The sequence below is a fragment of the Paenibacillus pasadenensis genome, from assembly GCF_023715725.1.
GTDB lineage: Bacteria > Bacillota > Bacilli > Paenibacillales > Paenibacillaceae > Paenibacillus_O > Paenibacillus_O pasadenensis_A.
The window spans coordinates 1,012,681-1,038,702 of sequence record NZ_JAMBOT010000001.1 but is presented as its reverse complement, the minus strand read 5'-3'; the positions used below and the strand labels follow the sequence as shown (position 1 = coordinate 1,038,702).

The window sequence follows — 26,022 nt, the reverse complement described above, 5'->3', positions numbered from 1 at the left end:
AAGTGAAGGTAGTGGTGCAGCGCTGCTCCTCGGCGGAAGTGACGGTTGACGGCGAGTCTGTCGGCCGCATCGGGCACGGTCTTATGCTGCTTGTGGGCTTGACTCATGAGGACAGCGAGGCCGATATCCGCTGGATGGCCGATAAAATTGCGGGGCTGCGTATTTTTGAGGATGAAGCCGGCAAAATGAATCTGTCGGTACGGGAAGCGGGCGGAGACATTTTGTCCGTATCTCAATTCACCCTGTACGGAGATGCTCGCAAAGGACGGCGTCCAAACTTTATGGCAGCCGCCCGGCCGGAGCAAGCGGAGCCAATGTACGAGTCGTTTAACAATACGCTTCGGGAGGCCGGTCTGCGTGTCGAAACGGGCCGGTTCGGAGCGATGATGAACGTGGCTCTCGTTAATGACGGACCTGTCACGCTGATACTCGATAGCAAAGAATAATCAGCTTCATCCGGGATTAAGTCCGGCCCGGTGTGGCAACACTAACTTATCGGAATGAATTAGTTCTCGAAAGGAAGTGCATGTCATGCGAGTGGGACGCAAAGAGCTTAAGCTGGGCGGGGCTTCCCGCAGTCTGCTTCATGCGGAGCGGCGCGAGGCGCTGCTGCTGGAGGAGCTGGAGGATGACATCGAGTTCGCGGAGGACTGGTCATGCTCAGGCCCGGCGGCGCGCAAGGATCGCGGGGACGAAGAGAATGTTTGTCATTGAATTGTAATGTGGCCGGAATGCTCTCTTAACATAACTGGGCTATACTTGTATTCGACCCCCTTTTAATAAAGTTTCATCTGGAACCCGGACGATGTCCGGGTTATTTTTTTGTGCAAAAGAGGATGAATCTTGACTTGAGTCCTTCAGCGCGGTAGAATGATGAGAATTCACAATATGGCTTTGATGATGGGAACAAGTACTTCACGCTTGCATATGCAGAGAGGGACGGCGTTTGGCTGGAAGCGTCCTTATGATGGCGGAAGGAATGACATCCCGGAGAACATTCGGCGAACCGTTAGCAGTAGCCGCGTGCGTAGAGCGGGCGTTAACCGCATGAAGCGGATCGGCGGGAATTAATCCTCGTCCGGACCGGAATTAGGGTGGCACCACGGGAGATCAATGCTCTCGTCCCTGGCGATACGATATCGCCGGCGGACGGGAGCTTTTTTGCATCTTGCAGTTAAAGTACAGTGATCCTACCCGCTGCGGCTCCGCTGCATTTCACCGTACTTTTAAAGATAGGAGGGACAGTTATGGCATTTCAAAAAATGCCGGGAACGCAGGATTTCCTGCCCGGCGCGACAGATACTTGGCAATTTGTAGAGAACAAGGCAAGAGATATTTGCCGGCGGTTTAATTTTCGTGAAATCCGCACGCCGATGTTTGAGTCGACGGATCTGTTCCGGCGCGGAGTCGGCGAAACGACCGATATCGTCGAGAAGGAAATGTATACGTTTGAGGACCGCGGCGGCCGCAGCCTGACGCTTCGTCCGGAAGGAACGGCTGGCGTGGTCCGCTCTTATGTGGAGAACAAGCTGTATGGCGAGCCGGATCTGTCCAAGCTGTACTACATTGGCCCGATGTTCCGCTACGAGCGCCAGCAGGCGGGACGCTACCGGCAGTTTCATCAATTTGGCGTTGAAGCAATCGGCTCGACGGAGCCGGCGCTGGACGCTGAAGTGATCGCGCTTGGCTACACGTTCTACACCGAAGTTGGACTGCGAGGCGTACGGGTAGAAATCAATTCGGTCGGCACTCCGGCTGTCAGAGCGGCGTTCCGCGCCAAGCTTCTGGAATTTTTGGAGCCGAAGCGCTCCATACTGTGCAAGGATTGCCAGTCGCGTATCGACCGCAACCCGCTGCGCGTGCTGGATTGCAAAACGGATCAGAAACATTTCGAAGACGCACCGTCCATTTTGGATAGTCTGGATGAGGAATGCGCCGCTCACTTTGAGAAGGTGAAGGCTTATCTGACGGATATGGACATTCCGTTTGAGATTAATTCCCGGCTTGTGCGCGGACTCGATTATTACACGCATACCGCATTTGAATTCAAAGCGGAAGGCATCGGGGCCATCGATACGATTGGCGGCGGCGGACGTTACAACGGGCTCGTCGGGGAAATCGGCGGACCGGATCAGCCTGGCGTCGGTTTTGGACTTGGACTGGAGCGCACGGTGCTTATTCTGGAGCATCAGCAGAGCGGGGAAGCTGCGGCGCAGCCGCTCGACGTTTACCTTGTGGCGCTTGGCGAGGCTGCGGAGCGGGAAGTATCCCGGCTGCTGCACGGGCTGCGGCGCGCAGGACTGACTGCGGACAGAGACTATCAAGGACGCAAGATGAAAGCCCAAATGAAGTCGGCTGACCGGTATTCCGCACGTTTTACGGCTATACTCGGCGACGACGAGCTGGCTTCGGGGCAAATCGCCCTGAAACAGATGGATACGGGCGAGCAGCGAATGGTGCCTCTGGCAGAGCTTGCAGCGGCGATTAAAGGCGAAAATTAATTTTTACTATCGATAAGGAGTGTAACCGATGAGCGAAATCATTCATTGCGGACGCCTGACTAAGGCGGACGTTGGCAGAACGGTTGAATTAAAGGGCTGGGTGCAGCGCCGCCGCGACCTGGGGGGCGTGCTGTTCATCGATCTGCGCGACCGCACGGGCATCGTACAGATCGTATTTAACCCGGACTTCTCCGGTGAAGCTCTGGCCGTAGCCGACCGCGCGCGCAGCGAGTATGTGCTGGCAGTAAAAGGAACGGTTGTTGAACGCGACGAAGAAACCCGCAACCCGAATCTGGAGACCGGCGAAATTGAAATCCGCGTCACCGAAATCGAGGTTCTAAATGCAGCCAAAACGCCTCCTTTCCCAATTGAGGACGGCATTGAGGTGGACGAGTCTCTTCGTCTGAAATACCGTTACCTCGACCTGCGCCGTCCGGAGATGCAGCGCACGCTGCTGCTCCGTTCCAAAGCGGCGAAAATTTTCCGCGACTTCCTGGACGGCGAGCAGTTCGTTGAGGTAGAAACGCCGATTTTGACCAAAAGCACGCCGGAAGGCGCGCGCGACTATCTCGTGCCGAGCCGTGTGCATCCAGAGGAGTTTTTCGCGCTTCCTCAGTCGCCGCAAATTTTCAAACAGCTGCTTATGGTAGGCGGCCTAGAGCGCTACTACCAGATCGCCCGCTGTTTCCGCGACGAGGATCTGCGCGCCGACCGCCAGCCTGAGTTCACCCAGGTCGACATCGAGACGTCCTTCCTGAACCAGGATCAGTTGCTGGAAATGATGGAGCGTTTGGCGGCCCGCCTGTTTAAAGAAACGGTAGGCGCGGACATCCCGACTCCGTTCCAGCGCATCACTTATGCCGACGCAATCGACAAGTACGGTTCCGACAAGCCGGATCTGCGCTTTGGTCTGGAGATCCAGGATATTACCGATATCGTGAAAAACAGCGATGCCAAAGTATTCGCCAGCGTAGCTGCTTCCGGCGGCGTTGTGCGCGCGCTTAACGCTAAAGGCTGCGCAGGCTGGAGCCGCAAGGAGCTGGACGACCTGCAGCCGTTCGCGGCGCGTTACGGCGGCAAAGGTCTGGCATGGATCACGGTGAAGGACGGCGAATGGCGCGGGCCGATCGTCAAATTCCTTAAGCCGGAGGAAATCCAGGCGCTGACGGAACGTCTTGGCGTTGAAGAGGGCGACCTGCTCACCTTCTCCGCGGACAAGAAAAAAGTTGTTGCCGACGTGCTTGGCAACCTGCGCCTGAAGGTAGGCCGCCAGCTCGGACTGATCGACGACTCCGCGTTTAAGTTTGCTTGGGTTGTCGATTTCCCTCTGCTTGGCTGGGACGAGGAAGCAAAACGTTATGTTGCGGAGCATCATCCGTTCACCCGTCCAAAAGACGAGGATGTACATCTGTTCGAGACTGATCCGGGTGCAATTCGCGCTCAAGCGTACGATCTTGTGCTGAACGGCTACGAGGTTGGCGGCGGCTCCATGCGGATTTACAAACGTGATGTGCAGGAGCAGATGTTCAGCGCGCTCGGCTTCTCCATGGAAGAAGCGCATGAGAAATTCGGCTTCCTGCTGGATGCTTTTGAGTACGGCACGCCTCCGCATGGCGGCATCGCCTTTGGCTTCGACCGTCTTGTCATGCTGCTTACGGGCCGCACCAATCTGCGCGAGACGATTGCCTTCCCGAAAACGGCAAGCGCAACCGACCTGCTCAGCGACGCTCCTTCCCGCGTCGATCTGGCTCAGCTGCAGCAGCTGCATATCCGCACGGTACCGAAGCCGGGCTCCAAGCCGGCCCAGCCGCAAGGCGGACAGCCGGAAGAAGCGGCTGCAGGCGCACCGGCGCAAAACTAATCGCCACTTGTTTAGAAAAGCAGCTTTGGCCGTTTTTTAGCCCGGATGCTCGCTTGATATAACCATAGCTTTAACTCGGCCGCACCGGTTTCGGTGCGGCTTTGAATTGGCGGTTAACCGCTGGGTATAAAAGAAAGAGGAGGCGTAAACTCTATGTTGAACCAATTTTCCCGCACCGAGCTGGCTTTTGGGCCGGAAGGCATCGAGGCGATGAAGCGCAGCACGGTCGCCGTGCTCGGTATCGGCGGCGTCGGCTCCATCGCAGCTGAGGCTCTCGCCCGCACGGGTGTAGGCCGCATCATCCTGATTGATAAAGATGTCGTCGACATTACCAATATAAACCGGCAAATTCACGCATTGACGACAACGGTCGGCCAGCCGAAGGCCGATCTGATGCGCGACCGCATCAAGCTGATTAATCCGGAGTGCGACGCGATCAGCCTGCGCATGTTTTATACCGAGGAAACTTACGAGAAGCTGTTTGAATATCCGCTCGATTATGTGCTGGACGCTTCCGATACGATTTCCTATAAGGTGCATCTGATCAAGCAATGTCTGGAACGGAACATTCCGATTATTTCCAGCATGGGAGCAGCAAATAAAATCGATCCGACCCAGTTCATTGTGACGGATATTTCCAAAACTCATACGGACCCTGTTGCCCGGGTGGTGCGCCAGAAGCTGCGGCGTGAAGGCGTCCGCAAAGGCGTTAAGGTCGTCTTTTCGGCTGAGGAGCCTAAAAAGCCGCGTGTTGATGTAACACAGCGTATCGTACCGGAAAATGCTCCTGAAATCCGCAAAGCGCAGCAGCCTCCGGCGAGCAACGCTTTTGTTCCGCCTGTAGCCGGTCTGATTATGGTCAGCGCAGCGGTGCAGGATCTGCTGAAAACGAACGGCATCGAGATTTAACAACCGAATCCATATAAATGCAACGCGTCTATTCATTCAATTAAACTGAATTGAAGACGCTGTTGCGACTCTGCGTTAGGCATGTGTCACTTTAATGTGATGCATGCCTATTTAGCGTTAGCAATATTGACATTGGAGTTCGAAAGCAGTACCATCGTTCTAATTACAATTGGGACGGTGAACATCATGATAAGCCTTAAGCGGCAATTGCCAAAAATCGAGCTGCACTCTCATCTTGACGGAAGCGTGAGGCCGTCGACGGCGGCGGAAATTGCAGAGGAGGAGGGCATTGAGCTGAACTGCTCCGATCTGCGCGAGCTCACGGAACGAATGACGGCTCCTCCTTCCTGTACAAGCCTTGTGGAGTATTTGGAGCGGTTTGAGCTGCCGCTTCTGCTGATGCAGAGCCGCGCGGCGCTCAAGCGGATCGCTTACGAAACGGCGGAAGACGCGGCGCTTGAAAATGTCCGTTATTTGGAGGTGCGCTTCGCTCCACAGCTGCATACGGGGCGAGGACTGAGCATCGACGAGATCGTTGGCGCCGTTGCCGAGGGGCTGTCAGCGGCTGAAGCCAAATACGGACATACCGTGCGCATCATTCTTGTTTGTATGAGGCATCATGCGCAGGCGGATAACGAGGAGGTTGTCCGGGCAGCCAGCCGGTTGGCCGGACTCGGTGTCGTTGGCGTAGATTTGGCGGGAGACGAAGCGGGTTATCCCAACGAGCTGCACGAGGAAGTATTTGGACTCGCGAATCAGCTCGGCCTGCCCATAACGATTCATGCTGGAGAAGCGGCCGGAGCGTGCAGCATCCGCTGCGCTGTGGAGAAGCTGCATGCGAGACGTATTGGTCATGGAGTGCGGCTGCGGGAGGATGCCGAGCTGCTGCAGCTGATGAGTGAGCAGCGTATACCGTTAGAAATGTGCGTGATTAGCAACGTGCAGACGAAGGCGGTGCCGTCTATGGAGAGTCATCCAATCCGTGAGTATCTGGACGGCGGGCTGGCTGTGACGGTAAACACGGATAATCCGACCGTCAGCGCAACTAACCAGACCCGCGAGTATGAAAACTTGGCTCGCCGTTTCCGCTTCACAGAACGGGATTTCATGAAAGTGGCCGAGAACGGCATTGAGGCTGCGTTTGCTGACGGGGAACTTAAGGGGCGGCTGCGGGCCCAGTTCCGCCAGGAGTGGCGGGAGTTAGGCTTGGTCGGCTCAGGCGAGGCCGGGGAAAGCCGCGCTTAAAGCTGGAGCTTAGCCGGCAGCGGGAGGCGGGGGAACCGCGTAAGGTCGTCAAACGACCTTACGGAACGGGAACACCGTGAAAAGCACGCCGGTAAGGTCGTCAAACGACCTTACCGAGCCGGAAAACCGCGAAAAGCACGCCGGTAAGGTCGTCAAACGACCTTACGGAACGGGAAAACCGTGAAAGGCACGCCGGTAAGGTCGCCAAACGACCTTACCGAGCCGGAAAACCGCGAAAAGCACGCCGGTAAGGTCGTCAAACGACCTTACCGAGCCGGAAAACCGCGAAAAGCACGCCGATAAGGTCGTCAAACGACCTTACCGAGCGGGAAAACCGCGAAAAGCACGCCGGTAAGGTCGTCAAACGACCTTACGCGGTAGTGAAAAGCCCGCAAGGGCTCCGCACACCACGGTATACAAAAAAAAGGAGCGAGCCATAAAGGCTTGCTCCTTTTGCATAAACGCTCCATCCACGCCAGGAAGCGGGTGTCGCTTAATTCGGCTTTTTAAACCAGCCCATCGGCTTGCCGATTGGCAGGAATGCGTAGCCAAAGTGATTGTTCAGCACGTTTGCGCCCATCGCATAAAAGGACACAAGTGCGATAAGCAGCTCGGACCAAGCAGCCACATTGTGCATGAACGTTTCGGCGATGCCGAAGGCGCTCAGCGAAAGGCCGAGGAACAGAAAGTCGATCAGCACAAAGATGAGAAACAGAGCTTTGTTCGTTTCGGCTGCTCCAAGCGTCATAAATAAGGTGAAAATAAGATAACCGGCAAACGCTGCGCCTAGCTGATGGCCATCGGCCGTTTCCGCAAGCTCAGAGCCAAAAACGCCCAGCTTGATTAGCCAGGAGCTGGCGACACCGAGCCAGAACAGGCCATAAGCGGCAAAAGCCGTCGTGCCGAAGTGATTGCCGCGTTTGGAATCCTCTACAGCAGCGAACAGCTGCGCCAGCGATCCCAGGAAGATGGCCCACGGAATGACAAGCGCGTAACCGTCGGTCCAGCCTAGCTTTTGCGTTGATGCGACGAGGGTGACCATAGCGAGGCCGAACAGGCCGATTGCCGAAGGGTCGGCATTGTGATGTTTGACATGATGCAGATTACTTTGAAGCATGAAGCAGATTCTCTCCTTCTATTTTGTTCTCTCTAGATGTTTGGCCGCTTCGTTAAATGCAGCCTTTCCATTTTGCGCGATTCGGGAGAGGAGCGGGAGACATTCATGTGTCGAAATCCGCACATTTTAGAACTAAAGCGTTATCAATCGGAATTCCCGAACGTTTGTGCGGTAAAATGGGATGTGTTAAACTAACCCTTATGGATTCTGTTTACAGGACAGGGGATGAGAGGATGGACTTGTTCGATTACCGGGAAGAGGAAGCGCCCCGCGCGCGGCTGCTGGCGGACCGGATGCGCCCTCGGACACTGGAGGAATACATCGGCCAAGACGATGTGGTGGGACCGGGCACGCTGCTGCGCCGCGCCATCGAGAACGACCAGGTCAGCTCGCTGCTTCTGTTCGGCCCCCCTGGAAGCGGCAAAACGACTCTGGCAAATATCATTTCCCTTCGTACGGAGGGAGAGTTCGTCAAGCTCAACGCCGTAGATGCAACGGTAAAAGATGTGCGCGACGTCATCGAGCGGGCCAAAAGCTCAAAGACGCTTTACGGGCGTAAAACGATTCTGTTTCTGGACGAGGTGCATCGCTTCAATTCGTCCCGCCAGGATGCGCTTTTGCCAGCCGTCGAGCAGGGCATTATTATTTTCATCGGGGCGACGACCGAGAACCCGTTCCATTCCGTGAACGGAGCTTTGCTGTCCCGCTCAACTCTGTTCCGGCTGCATGCGCTGGAGAGCCGCCATGCGCTGGAGGCGATGCGGCGTGCTATTGCCGACAAAGAGCGCGGCCTTGGCTTCATGAAGCTGGATGTGCGTCCGGAGGCGCTGGATCATATTGCGGGCATGGCAGGAGGCGATATACGCCGCGCGCTTAATGCGCTTGAATTGTCCGCCGTCACAACGCCCTCGGAGCCGGACGGAACGGTTATTGTCACTATGGAGGTAGCGCAGGAGTCAATCCGCAGCCGCGCCGTGCAGGCGGACGAGTCAACTCAATACGACGTGCTTTCCGCTTTTCATAAAAGCATCCGGGGCTCCAGCGACGCCGCGCTGTTCTGGTTTCTGTATGCGGTGGAGAAGCTTGGCATGGACCCGATGGTGTTCATCCGGCGGCTGATCGTCGCCTGCAGCGAGGATATTGGCTTGGCGAACCCGCAGGCAATGGTTCAAGCCGTTACAAGTATGGACGCCTATCATAAAATCGGCTGGCCGGAGGCAAAGTACAACATTGCCCAAGCCATTTTGTTTGCGGTGGAAAGCCCGAAATCCAATGCGACGGCGCTGGCGATCGGCAGGGCAATGGGCAAAATTGAAGCCGTTGGCACGCCTGAGGTGCCGCTTCATCTGCGAGACGCTCATTACAAAGGGGCGCAGCAGCTCGGACATATCGGTTACCAGTATCCGCATGATTTTCCCGGTCATTACGTTGATCAGCTTTATTATCCCGAACGGCTTGCAGGTTCATCCGTTTACGAGGCGACCCGTCAGGGGATGGAGGATAAAATTCGGCTCAATCAGCAGCAGCGCCAAAACAGAGCGGGCTCCAAAGGGAGTAAACCGCCGGGGCGCTAAGCAAGCAACACCGTCATTTACTATTTTCAGGAGATACTCTTGTCAAATAGCCCGTACGATTCTTCCAATTCCTCATAAATTGTGATTAAAAGCAAAGGGGGATTGGTATGAATACGGAATTGATCCTTACATTGTTTATTTTATTGGTGATTGTGACCAAACTCCAATACTGCCGGAATGAGTCTCCTGAGATAGGTATAACTGGGACACAAGGATTTGATATCGTCAATGAAACATCTCGTTTTACATTACGATATCTATATCGTACAGGTGATGCTTATGACCCGACTCCTGGCCCTTATTTTAGTATATTGCCAGGGGGAAGATCGCATTATGAGTTAAGAACAAATTTGCCTTATACAACGAGCGCCACAATTTTTTACAGTCTCTATATATCAGGAATTACTTATGGCAATTTTGTAGTAAAATTAGAATTTGGTTTTTGGGGTGCTTTTATCTCTACCGTCTCCGATTTGCCGCTAACTATTCGCAAAGTTTATTATGGAGGCCCCACGCTATATATCAGTGACTAAGGTTTCATACCAAGCCCGTTACAGCCGTATGCTGTTGTCCGGGCTTTTTGCCATGCGTTGTCGCTTCCAAATAAAAAGAGTTAACAAACTGAACATTTAGTTATAAGATATACAGTAGTAACAAAAACATCCCTTTGACATAGATTAAAGGGAGCTTCATTTACCCAAAAAGTTTCCCTAACTCAACATAGATGGACGGATACAAAAGGAGGGGCCGTTATGGAAAAAAATACGATCGCAGGAACAGGAACAGGGGCAGGAATCGCAGCCGCAGCCGCGCCAGTAATTTCTGAGGGCTGGAAACGCAGCGGAGGAGAGCCTTCGCTAGCGGAGGCGCACGGCAGCTTAAAAGTACCGCGTCAAGCCGGATGGTTCCGCAAGCTGCTTGCTTTCATGGGGCCAGGTTATTTGGTGGCTGTCGGGTATATGGATCCCGGCAACTGGGCGACCGACCTGGCAGGGGGCTCATTGTTCGGCTATACGCTGCTGTCGGTTATTCTGCTGTCCAATCTGGTTGCCATGCTGCTGCAGGCGCTCGCAGGCAAGCTCGGCATCGTTACGGGACGGGATTTGGCGCAGGCATGCCGCGATCATTACAGCAAGCCGGTCTCCCTTCTTCTTTGGGTGTTATGCGAGCTGGCTATCGCCGCCTGCGACCTTGCGGAGCTAATCGGTACAGCCATTGCGCTTAACCTGTTGTTTGGCGTACCGCTTTTATGGGGCGTCATTCTTACCTCATTAGACGTCATGATTGTGCTGCTGCTGCAGAACAAAGGGTTCCGGTATATGGAGGCGCTCGTTATTACGCTGATCGGCACGATTGGCGGCTGTTTTCTCATCGAGCTCATTTGGGCGCAGCCGGTCGTTTCAGAAGTGCTGAAGGGTTTTGTTCCATCGGGCCAAATCGTGACGAATCCGGCTATGCTGTACATCGCGATCGGCATTTTGGGTGCGACGGTTATGCCGCATAATCTATATTTGCATTCTTCCATCGTGCAAACCCGAGATTTCGAGCGCACCCCCTCCGGCAAAAGAGAAGCAATCCGTTTTGCAACGGTGGATTCTACGCTGGCACTAGGCCTGGCGCTGTTCATCAACGCGGCGATATTGATTGTGGCTGGCGCCGTATTCCATACGAGCGGACATACGGAAATCGCCGAAATTGGCGATGCCTATCATCTGATGGCGCCGCTGATGGGCGGAGCGGCCGCCAGCGTTTTATTCGGAGTCGCACTGCTTGCTGCCGGGCAAAATTCTACGCTGACCGGCACTCTCGCCGGGCAGATCGTAATGGAAGGATTTCTCGGCCTGAAAATGAAGCCTTGGCTTCGCCGGCTTATTACAAGGCTGATTGCGCTTGTACCGGCGGTTATCGTAACCGCTTTGTATGGGGAAAAGGGCACAACGCAGCTGCTTATATTCAGCCAGGTTATTTTATCGCTGCAGCTCAGCTTCGCGGTGTTCCCGCTCGTCAAGTTCACCGGCGACCGCCGCAAAATGGGGGAATTCGCGAACAAAACCTTTACTCAGGCGCTGGCCTGGTTCTGCGCGTTTCTGATCGCAGCGCTTAATTTGTATTTGCTCGGGATGACCGTTTGGGGCTGGCTATAACGTTTCGTCCGCATAAGTAGACGGCGCGGGCCATATGTTTACAATACCCCTATATGACCTCAAGGAGGTGCGCCTGACTTCCCGCCGCACGCGGCAGGGAGCAGGGAATCCCGTGTCCGACGACCCTTTTCCGCTTGGACTCAGCCTGTTTCTTGTTATCTGTCTTGTGTTTTTAAACGGATTTTTTGTGGCGGCCGAATTCGCAATGGTGAAGGTTAGAGGAAGCCGCATCACAACGCTGGTGTCGGAGGGGAACGGCAAAGCCCGTTTCGCCTCGCGGCTCACCGGCAATCTGGATGCCTTTCTGTCCGCCTGCCAGCTTGGCATTACGCTCGCTTCGCTTGCTCTCGGCTGGATTGGAGGGCCGGCGCTTGCTCGTTTGCTGGAGCCTTTTTTTCACGGCTTCGGGATTGTAGGGCTCCCGGCAGTTACCGTCTCTTTTCTGCTGGCGTTTGGTCTCATTACGCTGCTGCATATCGTACTCGGCGAGCTTGCCCCCAAAACAATCGCCATCCGCAAGGCGGAAAAAGTGACCCTGTGGACGTCGATTCCCCTCGTTTATTTTCACGCGGCAATGTTTCCATTCATCTGGGTGTTAAACGGCTTGGCGAGGCGGCTGCTAAAATGGATCGGCTTAGAGCCGGCGGCCGGGCATGATTCGGCTCACAACGAGGACGAAATTCGCATCCTGATGCAGCAAAGCCATGAAAGCGGCCTAATCGGCGGTACGGAGCTGGCGCTTGTGGACAACATCTTTGATTTTTCGGATACGCAGGCGCGCGATATTATGATTCCCCGGACCGATATGGTCTGTTTGTCCGTAAGGCTGCCGTTCCAGCAGGCCAGAACGGCAGCATTGACGCAGAACCGCACCCGTTACCCCGTCTACGAAGGGGATAAGGATAACATAATCGGTTTTATCCATATAAAGGATTTGCTGCGCGGCGAGCCGGAGTCGGGCGGGTTGAGAGAGCTGTTGCGCCCGATTACCGCCGTGCCTGAATCGATGCGGATCAGCCCGCTGCTGAAGCTGATGCAGCGAAGCAAAACGGGCATAGCCGTGCTGATTGACGAGTATGGCGGCACGGCAGGGCTGGTGACGCTGAAGGATATTATGGAAGAGATTGTCGGGGATATACGCGATGAATTCGACATTGAGGAACGGCCGGAGCAAGAACGGATCGATAGCCGCACCTATTCGCTAAGCGGACTGATGCAGCTGGATGAGGTCAATGAGCGTTTCGGGCTGCAGCTTGATACGGACACATACGGCACGCTCGGCGGTTGGCTTGGCTCCTGCATCGATATTCCGCTGCACATCGGGCAATCGGTCATGCTGGACAACGGAACGGAGCTTATTTTGGAGGAAAACGAACATCTGCGGATTACGCGGGTTCTGCTGCGGCTTCGGGCTGAGGCGGAATGAATCGGGAGTAGAATAAAAAACGGAGGCAACTGAGCCCAGCTCAGTTGCCTTCGTTTTGTTTAAGCTGGATTGAAATGAGTGAGTTATGCCGCCTTGCGGCACGCCGCCGATCTTACCGAACCGAACCTTCTCCTCCTTGGGACCGATCTATCCGCCATTCTCCGGACCCTTCATTGAATCCAGTTAAAGCCGTACAATTCGAATGAATCAAGTGAATTCAAATCCAGTTCACATTCGGGGTTTATACTGACACCAGACGAGTTCAAGGAGGACGATTTACAATGACAATAAACCTCGCAGGAGGAGCCGAGTGGGCGGTTGAGGCGCGCGGCCTAGTGAAGCAGTTCGGCGACAATCGGGCTGTTGACGGCGTCGATCTGAAGGTGCGCGCCGGCTCGATATACGGCGTGCTTGGCCCGAACGGAGCGGGAAAAACGACGACGATCCGCATGCTCGCGACGCTGCTGCGCCCCGATGCGGGCGAGGCCAAAATTTTTGGCTGGGACGTGGCGCAAAAACCGCAGATCGTGCGGCAGCTGATCGGGGTGACGGGACAGTACGCGTCGGTTGACGAATCGCTTAGCGCGACCGAAAACCTCATCATTTTTTCCCGGCTGCTCGGTCTCGGACGCGCCGAGGCGCGGAAAAAGGCGTCGGATCTGCTGGAGGAATTCGGATTGACCGAAGCGGCCAAGCGCCCGCTGAAAAATTTCTCCGGCGGCATGCGCAGGCGCCTTGATCTGGCTGCCAGCCTGATCTCTCAGCCGCCGCTCATTTTCCTCGACGAGCCGACGACTGGACTCGACCCGCGGACGCGATCCCAAATGTGGGAGACGATCCGCAGACTCGTGAACAGCGGCTCGACCGTGCTGCTCACAACGCAATACCTCGATGAAGCCGACCAGCTGGCCGACCGCATTGCGGTTATCGACCGCGGGCGCGTCGTCGCGGAGGGAACCGGAGACGAGCTGAAAGCATCGGTTGGGAATTCCTCGCTCCATCTCCGCGTATCCGATCCGGCGCAAACCGCAGCCGCCCGCGAAGCGGTTGAGCGGGTGCTGCAGGCGCGCTCCAGCGTGACGGCGGAGGCCGGGCGCATCACCGCTCCAATGGCGGAGGCCGGTCAGGTTACCGACCTGCTGATTGCTCTGCGGTCCGCAGGCGTTGAGCTTGTGGAAATTAGCGTGCAAAAGCCTACTCTGGACGAAGTGTTTTTGACGATTACCGGCAAGCCGGAAGGAATGGAGGCATCACACGCATGAAAACCAACATCGCGCCTGCAGGCGCCTCCCGGCGGCTTGTCCATCGGACCAGTCCCGGGCAAACGATTCGCAACGCGCTGACGATGGCGTACCGGGGACTGCTCAAAATCAAGCGCACTCCCGAGCAGCTGTTCGACGTAACGCTTCAGCCGATTTTGTTTACGCTGATGTTTTCGTACATTTTTGGCGGAGCCATATCTGGTGATGTGCATAGCTACCTGCCGGTTATTATTCCCGGCATTTTAGTGCAGACGGTGATCGGAACCTCAATTGTAACCGGCGTGCAGCTGCGGGAGGATATGGATAAAGGCGTGTTTGACCGCTTCAAGTCGCTGCCGATTGCCCGTATTGCGCCGCTTGCCGGCGCCCTGCTGGCCGACACAGTCCGTTATACGATCGCAACCGTGCTGACCTTTGTCATGGGCTACCTGATGGGCTACCGGCCTGAAGGCGGCCTCGGATACGTGGCTATCGCTGCTGTGCTTGTCATCGCCTGCTCGTGGGCAGTAAGCTGGATCTTCGCCTTTTTTGGAGTTATCGCCCGGAGCGCCTCCAGCGTGCAGGGCATCTCCATGATTGTGCTGTTCCCGCTGACGTTTCTGTCCAACGCGTTTGTGCCGGTCGACACGATGCCGGACTGGCTGCAATGGTTTACGAAAATCAATCCGGTATCTCACCTGGTGAGCGCTGTGCGCGATTTGGCGAACACTGGGACGATAGGGGCGGAGGTCGGCTGGGCGCTGCTTGCCGCGGCCGTCATCGTGGCCATTTTTGCGCCGCTGACCGTAAAGGCATATATGCGCCGCACCTAACAGGAGTGGCGTCTGATGCATGGTCGCATAAAGGAAAGAGGGAGGAGACTGGACCAGTCTCCTCCCTCTTTGTGTACTCTTGCAGACAAATGTTAAGTTAATGCCGTTAGGCCTGGCCCGATGCGGCGAAGGTCTTCTCGTCAACGAGCGCAATGCTGTCGATTGTGCCTCCGCCGAGGCAGACGTCTCCAGCATAGAATACGACCGCTTGTCCCGGCGTAATTGCCTTTTGCGGCTCATCGAATAGAACGTCGGCTGTGCCGTCCGCCGCAAGCCGCAGCGTTACGCCCTGATCAGGCTGGCGGTAGCGGAATTTCGCCGTGCAGCGGAGCTCACCCTGCGGCAGCTCCGGCGCAATCCAGTTGACCCCGCTCGCCTTAAGCGAAGAGGAGTAGAGACGCGGATGCGCGTCGCCCTGCACCACATAAAGAATGTTGCGCTCCAGATCCTTGTCGGCGACAAACCATGGCTCGCCCGTGCCGGAGCCGCCAATGCCGAGCCCCTGGCGCTGGCCAAACGTGTAATACATCAGGCCGTCGTGGCGGCCTTTAACTTCGCCGCTGCGCAGGTCGACCATGCTGCCCGGCTGTGCAGGCAAATAACCGCTCAGAAATTGCTTAAAGTTGCGTTCCCCGATAAAACAGACCCCTGTGCTGTCCTTTTTGCGGGCGGTCGCCAGTCCGTTCTCCTCGGCGATGCGGCGCACCTCCGGCTTCGGCAGATGGCCGATCGGGAACATGGCGGAAGCAAGCTGCTCCTGGCTCAGCTGATGCAGGAAATAGGTCTGATCCTTGTTGCTGTCCACGCCGCGTTCCAGCGTCGTTACGCCATTCTCGTCCCGGCTGACGCGCGCATAATGGCCCGTTGCCAAATAATCCGCGCCTAGCGATTTTGCCTTAGCGAGGAATTCCCCGAATTTAATCTCGCGGTTGCACATGACATCGGGGTTCGGCGTGCGTCCTCTGCGATATTCGTCGAGGAAGTAGCTGAACACCTTGTCGTAATACTGCCGCTCGAAATTAACCGTATAATACGGAATTCCGATCTGCTCGCAGACGCGGCGGACGTCTTCCGCATCCTCGTCGGCGCTGCAGACGCCGTTTTCGTCGGTTTCGTCCCAGTTCTTCATGAAGATGCCGATCACATCATAGCCCTGCTGCTTCAGCAGCAAAGCGGCTACGGAGGAGTCGACGCCCCCGGACATGCCTATAACAACGCGCCCCAAGCGTTTGCTTTCATGCGCTGACATACTAATCCACCACCTTGACAATCTTGAGCTTTCCCTGTTACTCTGACATCTTGTGTTCGCATGATGCGGATCCGTCTTTATGAAGCCTGCTAACACAGGAAGAGCCCTACCATTGTAGCACAGGAAACGGCGCTTTTTCATCTTCGTCTTATAGAAGCCAAAATTGCGGACGAGCATAGTATAAATGTGCTAACATAGCAGTGTTATGGGAATACCTTGTTTTATCCAGTACTTGTTCGCTTAACGAAATGATCGTTCAACAAGCCAAACCGCGAACCTGCAGGACCAGAGCCTTACCGATCTGCCATTCAGGGAAAGAGGTGCAGCCATATGAAAATTTCAACAAAAGGCCGCTACGGCCTAACTATTATGATGGAGCTCGCGGCCAAATTCGGCGAAGGTCCAATCTCGCTCAAAAGCATCGCCGAAAAAAACCAGCTTTCCGAGCATTATTTGGAGCAGCTGATCGCGCCATTGCGCAACGCGGGACTTGTCAAAAGCATCCGCGGCGCATACGGCGGCTACATTTTATCCAAAGAACCCGAAACGATTACGGCCGGCGACGTAATCCGCATTCTGGAAGGCCCGATTTCTCCTGTCGATTTTACGGAGGAAGACGACCCGGCTAAGCGCCACCTGTGGCTGCGCATCCGCGACAGCATCGCGGAGGTGCTTGATTCCACCACGCTGCAGGATCTGATTGAGTACAAGGACAAAAACGAAGCCGATAACTACATGTTTTACATTTAAACGACGAGCGGGTGAACGGCATGGAACGGATATATTACGATCACGCCGCGACAACGCCGCTGCATCCCGAAGCGGCGCAAGCGATGCTGACCGTGCTGCAGGGCCCGCCCGGCAACGCCTCCAGCCTGCACAGCTTCGGGCGCGACGCCCGGAAGCTGGCCAGCGGCGCCCGCGACCTTATTGCTGCAACGATTGGCTGCCGGCCGGACGAGCTTGTATTTACCTCCGGCGGGACGGAGGCGGACAATATGGCGCTGCGAGGCGTTATGGAAGCTCAGGCAGCTTCCGGCAAGCGCCACTTGATTACGAGCGCAGTGGAGCATCATGCGGTGCTTAAAGAGTGCGAGCGGCTGGAGCGCGGCGGCTACGAGGTTACGTATTTGCCTGTCGACGGCAACGGAATCGTCTCCGTCAACAGCCTGCGTGAAGCGCTCCGGGACGACACGGGGCTAGTCAGCATCATGTATGCCAACAACGAGACCGGCACGCTGCAGCCGATTGCGGAGCTGGCTGCTGCAGCCCAGGAGCGAGGGGTTCCGTTTCACACGGACGCCGCTCAGGCATACGGCAAGCTGCCGATTACAGTGCGGGAGCTGCCGATTACAGTGCGGGAGCTGCCGGTTTCGCTGATGACGCTATCCTCGCATAAAATCAACGGGCCGCAAGGGATCGGAGCGCTGTATGTGCGGCAGGGAACTCCGCTGCAGCCGCTGCTCGTCGGCGGCTCCCAGGAGCGCAAACGCCGTGGCGGCACGGAAAATCTGCCCGCGCTGGCCGGGTTTGCCCGCGCCGCAGCGATCGCTGCGGAGGAGCTGGAAGCCCGGGCCGTGCGGATGGAGGAGCTGGGAAGCCTTTGGATCCGTCTGATGCGGAAGGCATCCGGCGGAACCGCTGTTGTTGCAGGTCATCCCGACCTGCGCCTGCCGGGCATTGTCAGCCTGATGTTTCCCGGCATCGACCGCGAGTCGATGCTGATGAATCTTGACCTTGCCGGCATCGCGGCATCCGGCGGCTCCGCCTGCACGGCGGGCGCCCTGGAGCCTTCCCATGTGCTGAGCGCCATGGGCGTGCCGGAGGAACTTGCGAATACGGCGGTTAGATTCAGCTTCGGTTTGGGCAATACTACGGAAGAAATGGAGCTTGCGGCTCTAAGGATTGAAACTTTTTTGGGCCGCAACCGTAAATCTTCTTAGGAGGCGCTTTGCCGTGCCGAACACCACAGCTGGGATGCTCAAGCTGCAGCAAATAGTCGGACTTCCCGTGTACATCGCCAATTCTGGAGAACGGGCTGGCAAGGTGCGCGACGCCTGGTTCGACGAACATTGGTCGCTGCTTGGTTTTGTGCTTGACGGCTGGTGCTGGAAGCCCCGCACCGTCCGGACGGTGCTGTGGGACGATGTGCTCGTATGCGGAGCGGACTGTCTGTTCATCCGTTCGCGCGAGTCGGTTGGCATTCGCCGTATCGCATCTCTGCAGCGTTCTTTTTACTCCGGCTGCATCCGGCTGAAGGAGCTTCCGGTCGTTACGGCCGAAGGAAATCAGCTGGGCCGAATATGCGATGTTTATATTAACCCGAATATGGGTACACAGGTAGTAGGTTATGAACTGACGGACGGATTTGTCTCGGACCTTATGGACGGTCGGAGATGGCTGAAGGCGCCCCGGGATCCTGATGTCTTCTTATTAGGGGAAGATGCGATTGTCGTCCCGCCGTTGGACGAGAATGCCTTGGAGCGTGTCGCAGCTTCCGATCCGTAATGTAGGGAGAATTGATTAATGATGAGATGCCCCAACTGCAATTCCAGAGATATTGGCAAAATCGGCTCGCACCAGTTTTATTGCTGGGGATGTTACATTGAGCTGACTGTGAATGGCGATAAAATGTCGGTTTATCAGGTTGAGGAAGACGGAACGTTAAGTTCCCTCGACGATCTGTTTTTTGAGGACGATATCGCCTCGCCGGAAATTCACGCCAACTGAATTTGGAATAAACGCCCCCTGATGCTTGCGTCAGGGTTTTTTTTCGTGTTTAGCCGCAGCCGGAACACGCCGGACATGGACATGCAAGGTATGGGAGCGCAGGAAAGCACATATACTGTAACCGACCTGCCGGGCAGACAGGCCCCGGAGGGCTGGTTGTCGCCGTGCCGGGAAATGGAAACGGGGAGGGAGCAGCATCGTGGAAAAATGGTCGCAAAACCGGCTGCTCATGGCCTTTATCTATACCATTCTCGGATTGCTGGCGCTGTTTTTGCTGCTGCTGCTAAAGCCGCTGCTGATGAACCTGTACCGTTTTGCCAGCGCCGTATTAACGCCGTTCTTGATCGCGCTGGTCATTTCTTATGTGCTTCATCCGATCGTCAGCCTGCTGAGCTCTCGGAAAATGCCCCGCTCCATGGCGGTACTGCTCATTTACACCGTATTTCTCTCGGCACTTTCGGTCATTCTGATGAATCTCATTCCGATGGTGGCCGGCCAGGTGCAGGAGCTCGGCGAGCATGCCCCGGAGCTGACGATGCGGGCGCAAAGCCTCGTCCACGATTTCAATAATACGTCTTTTCTGCCGGACAGCTTCCGCGACGCCCTTTCCCGCGCGCTTGTGTCTATGGAAAGGCGGCTCGCCGAATCAACGACGGCCTTTATCAACAATATCGGATCGATGCTGAATGCGGTATTTCTGCTTTTCATCATCCCGTTCCTTGTCTTTTACATCTTAAAGGATTTTGAAGTGATGGAAAGAGCGGTCATCGCCTATGTGCCCAAGAGCCACCGCAAGGGCATCGTCCGCATGTTTAAAGATATTGACGATGCGCTGGGCAGTTATATCCGCGGTCAATTTCTCGTCTGCGTCATTGTCGGCGTGCTGGCTTATGCAGGTTATGCCATAATCGGTCTGCCTTACGCGCTGCTGCTCGCTTCCGTCGTAGCCGTGACAAACGTAATTCCTTATTTGGGCCCGTTCATCGGCGCTGCCCCGGCGCTGCTTGTCGCCTCCACGGTCTCGTTTAAAATGATGCTGTTTGTCGTGATCGTCAATACGATCTGTCAAATTCTTGAGGGCAACGTCATCTCCCCTCAGGTGGTCGGAAGGACGCTGCATATTCATCCGCTTATGATTATTTTTGCGCTGCTGATTGGAGGAGAGCTGGCCGGCATTCCCGGCATGATCCTCGCCGTTCCGGTATTTGCCGCGCTGAAAGTAATTCTGCAGCATGTATTCGCCTACTATGTGAGAAGAAGAACGGTTTAGCTGCGGAGCGGCGGAACTTGCGTCAAACAAACGAGGAGCTCATCGGCCTTCAGGCCGGTGGAGCTTCTTTTTGGCATGTTGATCACATTTACCAAAAGTTAATCAAAAATTAAAATGTTTCATTGACGAAAGCAGAAACTGGAAGTATCATACTATCAAAAGTTAATCATAAATTGATCATTATAGCTTGGCAGAACAGAACGAGCGGGGTGCTATCGATGAAGGCAGCGGGAATTACATGGGGAATATCGCCGATCGGCTGGAGAAACGACGACATCCCGGAAATCGGAGCGGAGAATACGCTGGGCCATCTGCTGGGAGACATTGTTGTAGCGGGTTTTGCAGGTACGGAGGTAGGGGGATTTTTCCCGGGACCGGATGAGCTTAACAAGGAGCTTGAGCTGCGCGGCCTGCGCATCGCGGGACAATGGTTCAGCAGTTATATTGTGCGGGACGGGCTCGCAGCGGTCAGAGAGGCCTTTGCCGCTCAGTGCCAATATTTGCGCAAGGTGAACGCCGATGTCATCGTTGTGTCCGAGCAGACGGGCAGCATTCAGGGGCAGGCGCTTAATGTGTTCGGCGAAAAGCCGGTATTCGGCGACGAACACTGGGAGCAGCTGTGCGCTGGATTAAATGTGCTGGGGCAGGATGCGCAGTTATACGGACTGCAGCTCGTTTATCATCATCATATGGGAACTGCCGTTCAGACCGCTCAAGAAATTACGCGTCTGATGGACGGTACGGACGCCCGTTATGTGCATTTGCTGTATGATACCGGGCATTGTTACGCCTCCGATGGAGAAGTGCTGGAGGTGCTTAAGAAGCAGATCAGCCGGATTCGCCATGTTCATTTTAAAGACATCCGTCCGAATGTGCTGAAGCAGGCGCGCGCCGCAGGGCTCTCGTTCCAGCAATCGTTCATGAATGGCATGTTTACGGTGCCGGGAGACGGCTGCGTGCCGTTTGAAGAAGTGTATCAGCTGCTGATTTCGCATGGATATAAAGGCTGGATTATCGTTGAGGCGGAGCAGGATCCTGCAGAAGCGCACCCGCTTGAATACGCTCTCATGGCGCGGGGGTACATCGAGCGCAATCTGCTGCCGCTTGCCCCGGCAGCCAGCAAAGGTTAATTTGCTGAACAGCATTCTTTTTGACCACGCATAGATAACGTACAGGCATACGACACGGGAGGATATACGATGGAATTGCTTAAACTTGGAGTCATCGGCACGGGAGCGATCGGCCGGGATCATATGCGCCGCATTACGAACAATTTGTCGGGCGGCATCATCACGGCGGTAACGGATGTGAATGCGGAAGCGGCGCGCGGAGCGATAGAGGCTCTTGGCATTAAAGCAACAATCTATCCCGATGACGTAACGCTCATTCAGTCGGGCGAAGTTGATGCCGTGCTCGTCACAAGCTGGGGGCCGGCCCATCAGAAGAGCGTGCTCGCCGCCATCGAGGCGGGACTTCCCGTGTTCTGCGAAAAACCGCTGGCAACAACGGCGGAAGGCTGCAAAAGCATTGTCGAAGCCGAAGTGGAACGCGGCAAACGGTTTGTGCAGGTCGGATTTATGCGCCGTTATGACAAAGGCTACAAACAGCTGAAGGAAGCGATTGACGGAGGATTCATCGGCGAGCCGCTTATGATTCACTGCGCTCACCGTAATGCAAGCGTAGCGGACACGTACACGACGGATATGGCTATTACGGACACGCTCATTCACGAAATCGACGTGCTGCAGTGGCTTATTGGCGATGAGTACAGTTCGGTTCAGGTATCGTTTCCGAAAAAATCCCGCAACGCCTTAAGCCATCTGGGCGATCCGCAAATCGTCATGCTGGAAACGGCGGGCGGCGTCGTGATTACCGCTGAGATTTTTGTTAATTGTAAGTTCGGCTATGACATTCAATGCGAAGTTGTCGGAGAGGAAGGGCTGCTCCGTCTGCCCGACGTATCCGCACCGGCGTTCCGCAAAGGCGGCGTTGCAGGAAGCGCGCTGCTGATGGACTGGAAGGACCGTTTCATCGACGCCTATGATGTGGAAATTCAAGATTTTATCGACAATGTGCGCCGCAGCGGCGTGCCGCAAGGACCGACAGCCTGGGATGGTTACGTGGCGCAGGTTACGGCGGACGCCTGCGTGCGCTCCCAGCAGTCCGGCGAGCGCGAGGCGGTCGAGCTGGGCGTAAAACCGGAGCTGTACAGCGGCGGGGTCGTGCAGAAACAGGTGTAGGTTGAGGGTTAAAGTGTAGTTGATTGGGCCTTTCTCCGTTCGGAAACGAACAGAGAAGGCCTTTTTGGGCTGACAAGCGCCATGGTTAATCGGCATTGCGCGGGCGACCGTTTTTATCTAAAATTGCCGATTCTCTCCTCCATGCGGGAGTTCGGAAACAGCGCAGCGCCGGGTTACGCAAAATCGCCCGCATCAAAAATAAGCCGATGAGCTATAGCAGCTCCTCGGCATCAATGTATAACATATTCGGCTTATGGCAGGCAGGAGTGTGTTCGGAAGTCATGAGGTGACCTCCGCCGCGCTCCTTTTTTCTTCTTCGCCGGTTACGATTAGCCGGACTCCGTGCTGTCTGCAAAATCGGACATATTCCTCGGGCGGAAGCTGCGAGGTAACAAGAGTGTCGATCTCGGCGAGCGAAGCGTAGGTGAGCAGCGTAGAACGGCCGAATTTGCTGGGATCGGCGAGCAGGAGCAGAGATTCCGCTTTGGCCGCGACTTGTTTTTTGATCTCATGCTCCATCAGATCCAGATTGGTCAAGCCGTGGGCGATGCTGACTCCTGTTGTAGCCATAAAGGCTTTATTGATGTTGTAGCGGTCCAGCTCCTCGGGAAGGATGCCGACGAACGAGCGGGTTCTTCTGCGAAATCTGCTGCCGATGACAACCAGCTCAGCCTGAGGCAGCGCCGCCGCTCCATTAATAATGTCCAGGCTGTTTGTCAAAATCGTAAGCGGCATGGCGGGGTCCAGACATTCGGTCAAATATCGCGTCGTCGTGCCGGAATCGATGAAAATAATATCATGCGGCATCACAAGAGCGGCTCCCGCCCTGGCGATTCCCGCTTTGTCAGGCTGGCGGCTGGCGTCGCGGTTTTCAAACGCGGACACCTGGGTTTGCGACACGACGCCTCCGTATACTTTGCCGATCGTTCCCTTTTGCAGCAGCAGGCCGATATCGCGGCGAATCGTATTTTTGGAGACGCAGAATTGTTCGCACAGCTCATCCAGCGACACTTTTTTTCGGTCATGGATATAGTCTTCCACGTCCTGCAAACGTCGGGTTTTCATAGCGCATCTCCTGAATGGGAATTGTTGAGGGTACTATAACGTATAATCAAAAGTTAATCAATAGTTTCTTAACACATGGTTAATATGAACCCGAATTGTCTATTGACGGTCTTTTTTGGAAGGGATAAGATAGTGAATATAATCAAAACTTACTCAATTTACTCGGCGAGTTTTCGGTCACATAGAGAGGAGCCTATCATGGAAACGGTGAAAAAGCTGGGCAACTATATTGGCGGCGCGTGGGTGGACAGCCGTGCGGACAAATTCGAGGATGTATACAATCCGGCTACGGGAGAGCTGCTTTGTCAGGTGCCGCTGTCTACGCGCGAGGATGTAGAGGAGACGGTGCGCATCGCGGCGGCGGCGTTTGAAAAATGGAGACGAGTGCCGGTGCCGCGCCGGGCGCGGGTGCTGTTCCGCTTTCATCAGCTGCTGCAGCGGGACATGGATGAGCTGGCAAGGCTGATTACGCTGGAAAACGGCAAAAGCCTGACGGAAGCAACCGGCGAAGTGCAGCGCGGCATGGAAAACGTGGAGTTTGCGGCAGGCGCGCCTTCGCTCATGATGGGCGACTCGCTGGCGTCGATCGCAACGGATGTCGAAGCGGTCAACTATCGTTATCCGCTCGGCGTAGTGGCCGGTATCGCTCCTTTTAACTTCCCGATGATGGTGCCGTGCTGGATGTTCCCAATGGCGATTGCGCTCGGCAACTCGTTCATTCTTAAGCCTTCCGAGCGGACGCCGCTGCTCATTGCGAAGCTGGCCGATCTGCTGCAGGAAGCCGGACTTCCGGCAGGTGTGTTTAATGTGCTGTACGGCGCGCATGATGTCGTGAACGGACTGCTGGAGCATGCGGAGATCAAGGCGGTTTCCTTTGTCGGCTCCAAGCCGGTCGGCGAGTACGTGTACAAAAAAGGCAGCGAAAACCTCAAACGTGTGCAGGCGCTTACGGGCGCTAAAAACCATACGATCGTACTGAACGACGCTAACCTCGACGAGACGGTAACCAATGTTGTGTCCGCTGCGTTCGGCTCCGCCGGAGAGCGCTGCATGGCCTGCGCCGTCGTTACGGTGGAGGAAGGCATCGCCGATGAGTTCCTCGCCCGTTTGAAGGAGAGAACGGCTGGTGTTGCGATGGGCAACGGCCTGGATGACGGAGTGCTGCTTGGACCGGTGATCCGTGAGGAAAACAAACAGCGCACGATCCGCTACATCGAGAAGGGCATTGAGGAAGGCGCAAAGCTGCTCATTGACGGGCGTGAGCGGATGGACGGGGACGGCTATTTTATCGGACCGACTATTTTTGAGGATGTAACGCCGGAGATGACGATCTGGAAGGATGAGATGTTTGCGCCGGTGCTGTCGGTTATCCGGGTGAAAAATCTCAAGGAAGCGATCGCGATTGCGAACCGCTCCGAATTTGCAAACGGCGCCTGCCTGTTTTCGAATAACGCCGCTTCGATCCGCTATTTCCGCGAAAATATCGACGCAGGCATGCTTGGCATCAATTTGGGCGTCCCGGCGCCAATGGCGTTTTTCCCGTTTTCCGGCTGGAAAGCATCTTTCTTCGGAACATTGCATGCCAACGGCAAGGACAGCGTTGATTTCTTCACGCGTAAAAAAGTTGTTACCGCCCGTTATGCAGAGCCTGTATTTGAAGACGGCGAAGGAGGGGGCGAATAATGCAGAACCTTCATCAGAAGCCTCGGCCGCAGCAGCTCGGAGAAGGCTGCACCTTGCTGCAGGAATCCATGCACGGCGAGGGAGCGCTCATGCAGTATACCGGCATGCGCATCATCGAGCTGGAGCCCGGCGCCCGTTATACGGAGCGGCTGGAGCTTAACGAATGCTGCGTGGTTGCGCTTGCGGGACGTATTGACGTCAGCGACGGAGAGCAGCGGTTTAGCGGGATTGGCGCAAGGGAGAGCGTGTTTGAGCGCAAGCCAACCGACAGCGTATTTATGAGCGGGGGCAAGGAGCTGCTGGTGACGGCGGTTGGCAAAGCGAGAGTAGCGCTTTGTTACGCCCCGGCGGTTGAGCCGCGTCCGACCCGCTGGATTAAAGCGGAAGAGATCAGTGCGGAGCATCGCGGCAAATATCAGAACCAGCGCATGGTGCACAATATTTTGCCGGACAACGACGATTCGGCAAGCAGCCTGCTTGTTGTTGAGGTGTATACGGAGGGAGGCAACTTCTCCAGTTATCCGCCTCACAAGCATGACCGCGATTTGCTGCCGCAGGAATCTCTGCTGGAAGAGATCTATTACCACGAGGTGGACCCTCCGCAAGCGTTTGTTTTTCAGCGGGTGTACACGGACGACCGTTCCATCGACCAAACGATGAGCGCGGGCAACGGCGATTTTGTGCTCGTTCCGGCCGGTTATCATCCGGTCGGCGTTCCGGACGGTTTCTCCTCCTATTATTTGAACGTTATGGCCGGACCGCGCCGCATTTGGAAGTTCCATAACGATCCTGCATTCGAGTGGATTGCTCGGCGTGAATAGATGATGTGAAGCTTATGTAAGGCTGGACGTTGAAAGGTAGGCGCTGCGCCAATGATCGGAGGACCGACCTTTGCCGTAGCGTCAGCACGAACCGAAGCAGCACCATAAGGATA

General features: G+C 55.6%; 24 protein-coding genes. 21 read left to right on the top strand and 3 right to left on the bottom strand.

From position 1 onward, the window contains the following. Positions 1-2 precede the first annotated feature (2 nt). From dtd to add, 6 genes are all read left to right on the top strand, one after another. A complete protein-coding gene (gene dtd, locus M3223_RS04810) occupies positions 3-446 on the top strand; it encodes a D-aminoacyl-tRNA deacylase (RefSeq protein ID WP_251559479.1) in 444 nt (147 codons plus the stop codon). Between the two features lie 85 nt (positions 447-531). Then, a complete protein-coding gene (locus M3223_RS04805) occupies positions 532-714 on the top strand; it encodes a hypothetical protein (protein ID WP_251559477.1) in 183 nt (60 codons plus the stop codon). A gap of 533 nt (positions 715-1,247) precedes the next feature. Continuing rightward, on the top strand, positions 1,248-2,501 hold the full coding sequence (hisS, locus tag M3223_RS04800) for a histidine--tRNA ligase (RefSeq protein ID WP_251559475.1): 1,254 nt from the start codon (positions 1,248-1,250) through the stop codon (positions 2,499-2,501). A 28-nt stretch (positions 2,502-2,529) separates the two neighbouring features. Beyond that, on the top strand, positions 2,530-4,362 hold the full coding sequence (gene aspS, locus M3223_RS04795; RefSeq protein ID WP_251559473.1) for an aspartate--tRNA ligase: 1,833 nt from the start codon (positions 2,530-2,532) through the stop codon (positions 4,360-4,362). A 153-nt stretch (positions 4,363-4,515) separates the two neighbouring features. Continuing rightward, positions 4,516-5,271 carry a tRNA threonylcarbamoyladenosine dehydratase gene (locus tag M3223_RS04790; protein ID WP_251559471.1) on the top strand — a complete coding sequence of 252 codons (756 nt, stop codon included), beginning with the start codon at positions 4,516-4,518 and terminating at the stop codon, positions 5,269-5,271. A 186-nt stretch (positions 5,272-5,457) separates the two neighbouring features. After that, on the top strand, positions 5,458-6,516 hold the full coding sequence (add, locus tag M3223_RS04785) for an adenosine deaminase (RefSeq protein WP_251559469.1): 1,059 nt from the start codon (positions 5,458-5,460) through the stop codon (positions 6,514-6,516). A 493-nt stretch (positions 6,517-7,009) separates the two neighbouring features. Here the strand turns inward: add and M3223_RS04780 are convergent, their stop codons facing one another. Further along, positions 7,010-7,633, bottom strand: coding sequence for an acetate uptake transporter (locus tag M3223_RS04780; RefSeq protein WP_251559467.1), 624 nt, complete (start codon positions 7,631-7,633; stop codon positions 7,010-7,012). Positions 7,634-7,866: 233 nt separating this feature from the next. Between M3223_RS04780 and M3223_RS04775 the strand changes: the two genes are divergently transcribed. The 6 genes from M3223_RS04775 to M3223_RS04750 all read left to right on the top strand — a co-directional run bounded on the left by M3223_RS04775 (position 7,867) and on the right by M3223_RS04750 (position 14,851). Continuing rightward, positions 7,867-9,207 (top strand): replication-associated recombination protein A, encoded by a 1,341-nt coding sequence (locus M3223_RS04775; protein WP_251559465.1) that lies wholly within the window; start codon positions 7,867-7,869, stop codon positions 9,205-9,207. A 107-nt stretch (positions 9,208-9,314) separates the two neighbouring features. Beyond that, on the top strand, positions 9,315-9,740 hold the full coding sequence (locus M3223_RS04770) for a hypothetical protein (RefSeq protein ID WP_251559463.1): 426 nt from the start codon (positions 9,315-9,317) through the stop codon (positions 9,738-9,740). 219 nt (positions 9,741-9,959) lie between these two features. Further along, positions 9,960-11,351: an Nramp family divalent metal transporter gene (locus M3223_RS04765; RefSeq protein ID WP_251559462.1), complete on the top strand. Its 1,392-nt coding sequence runs from the start codon at positions 9,960-9,962 to the stop codon at positions 11,349-11,351. A 34-nt stretch (positions 11,352-11,385) separates the two neighbouring features. Beyond that, the gene (locus M3223_RS04760) at positions 11,386-12,777 is read left to right on the top strand and encodes a hemolysin family protein (protein ID WP_251559461.1); all 1,392 of its coding nucleotides are present in this window, start codon (positions 11,386-11,388) and stop codon (positions 12,775-12,777) included. Between the two features lie 281 nt (positions 12,778-13,058). Continuing rightward, entirely contained in the window at positions 13,059-14,039 is a 981-nt protein-coding gene (locus M3223_RS04755; RefSeq protein WP_251559459.1) for an ATP-binding cassette domain-containing protein, read from the top strand. After that, positions 14,036-14,851 carry an ABC transporter permease gene (locus M3223_RS04750; RefSeq protein ID WP_251559457.1) on the top strand — a complete coding sequence of 272 codons (816 nt, stop codon included), beginning with the start codon at positions 14,036-14,038 and terminating at the stop codon, positions 14,849-14,851. Before M3223_RS04755 ends, M3223_RS04750 begins: the two co-directional genes overlap by 4 nt. A 106-nt stretch (positions 14,852-14,957) precedes the next feature. On the opposite strand, the gene mnmA is transcribed toward M3223_RS04750, so the two are convergent. Then, complete coding sequence (gene mnmA, locus M3223_RS04745; RefSeq protein ID WP_251559455.1) at positions 14,958-16,100, bottom strand: tRNA 2-thiouridine(34) synthase MnmA; 1,143 nt, start codon at positions 16,098-16,100, stop codon at positions 14,958-14,960. Between the two features lie 330 nt (positions 16,101-16,430). Here mnmA and cymR point away from each other — a divergent pair, with 330 nt between their 5' ends. The 7 genes from cymR to M3223_RS04710 all read left to right on the top strand — a co-directional run bounded on the left by cymR (position 16,431) and on the right by M3223_RS04710 (position 22,340). After that, positions 16,431-16,850 (top strand): cysteine metabolism transcriptional regulator CymR, encoded by a 420-nt coding sequence (gene cymR / locus M3223_RS04740; RefSeq protein ID WP_251559454.1) that lies wholly within the window; start codon positions 16,431-16,433, stop codon positions 16,848-16,850. 20 nt (positions 16,851-16,870) lie between these two features. Then, positions 16,871-18,043, top strand: a complete 1,173-nt coding sequence (locus tag M3223_RS04735; protein WP_251559452.1) for a cysteine desulfurase family protein — start codon at positions 16,871-16,873, stop codon at positions 18,041-18,043. Between the two features lie 13 nt (positions 18,044-18,056). Continuing rightward, the gene (locus M3223_RS04730) at positions 18,057-18,608 is read left to right on the top strand and encodes a PRC-barrel domain-containing protein (protein WP_251559450.1); all 552 of its coding nucleotides are present in this window, start codon (positions 18,057-18,059) and stop codon (positions 18,606-18,608) included. Positions 18,609-18,626: 18 nt separating this feature from the next. Next, positions 18,627-18,830 (top strand): hypothetical protein, encoded by a 204-nt coding sequence (locus M3223_RS04725; RefSeq protein ID WP_251559448.1) that lies wholly within the window; start codon positions 18,627-18,629, stop codon positions 18,828-18,830. 199 nt (positions 18,831-19,029) lie between these two features. Continuing rightward, complete coding sequence (locus M3223_RS04720) at positions 19,030-20,100, top strand: AI-2E family transporter (protein ID WP_251559446.1); 1,071 nt, start codon at positions 19,030-19,032, stop codon at positions 20,098-20,100. Positions 20,101-20,318: 218 nt separating this feature from the next. After that, positions 20,319-21,230, top strand: a complete 912-nt coding sequence (gene iolE / locus M3223_RS04715) for a myo-inosose-2 dehydratase (RefSeq protein WP_251559444.1) — start codon at positions 20,319-20,321, stop codon at positions 21,228-21,230. 69 nt (positions 21,231-21,299) lie between these two features. Further along, positions 21,300-22,340: a Gfo/Idh/MocA family protein gene (locus M3223_RS04710; RefSeq protein ID WP_251559442.1), complete on the top strand. Its 1,041-nt coding sequence runs from the start codon at positions 21,300-21,302 to the stop codon at positions 22,338-22,340. A gap of 279 nt (positions 22,341-22,619) precedes the next feature. Here M3223_RS04710 and M3223_RS04705 read toward each other — a convergent pair whose 3' ends face one another. Next, the gene (locus tag M3223_RS04705) at positions 22,620-23,405 is read right to left on the bottom strand and encodes a DeoR/GlpR family DNA-binding transcription regulator (protein WP_251559440.1); all 786 of its coding nucleotides are present in this window, start codon (positions 23,403-23,405) and stop codon (positions 22,620-22,622) included. 198 nt (positions 23,406-23,603) lie between these two features. Between M3223_RS04705 and M3223_RS04700 the strand changes: the two genes are divergently transcribed. After that, positions 23,604-25,088, top strand: coding sequence for a CoA-acylating methylmalonate-semialdehyde dehydrogenase (locus tag M3223_RS04700; protein WP_251559438.1), 1,485 nt, complete (start codon positions 23,604-23,606; stop codon positions 25,086-25,088). After that, positions 25,088-25,909 carry a 5-deoxy-glucuronate isomerase gene (gene iolB / locus M3223_RS04695; protein WP_251559436.1) on the top strand — a complete coding sequence of 274 codons (822 nt, stop codon included), beginning with the start codon at positions 25,088-25,090 and terminating at the stop codon, positions 25,907-25,909. The genes M3223_RS04700 and iolB overlap by 1 nt, the downstream gene beginning before the upstream one ends. Positions 25,910-26,022: the final 113 nt, after the last annotated feature.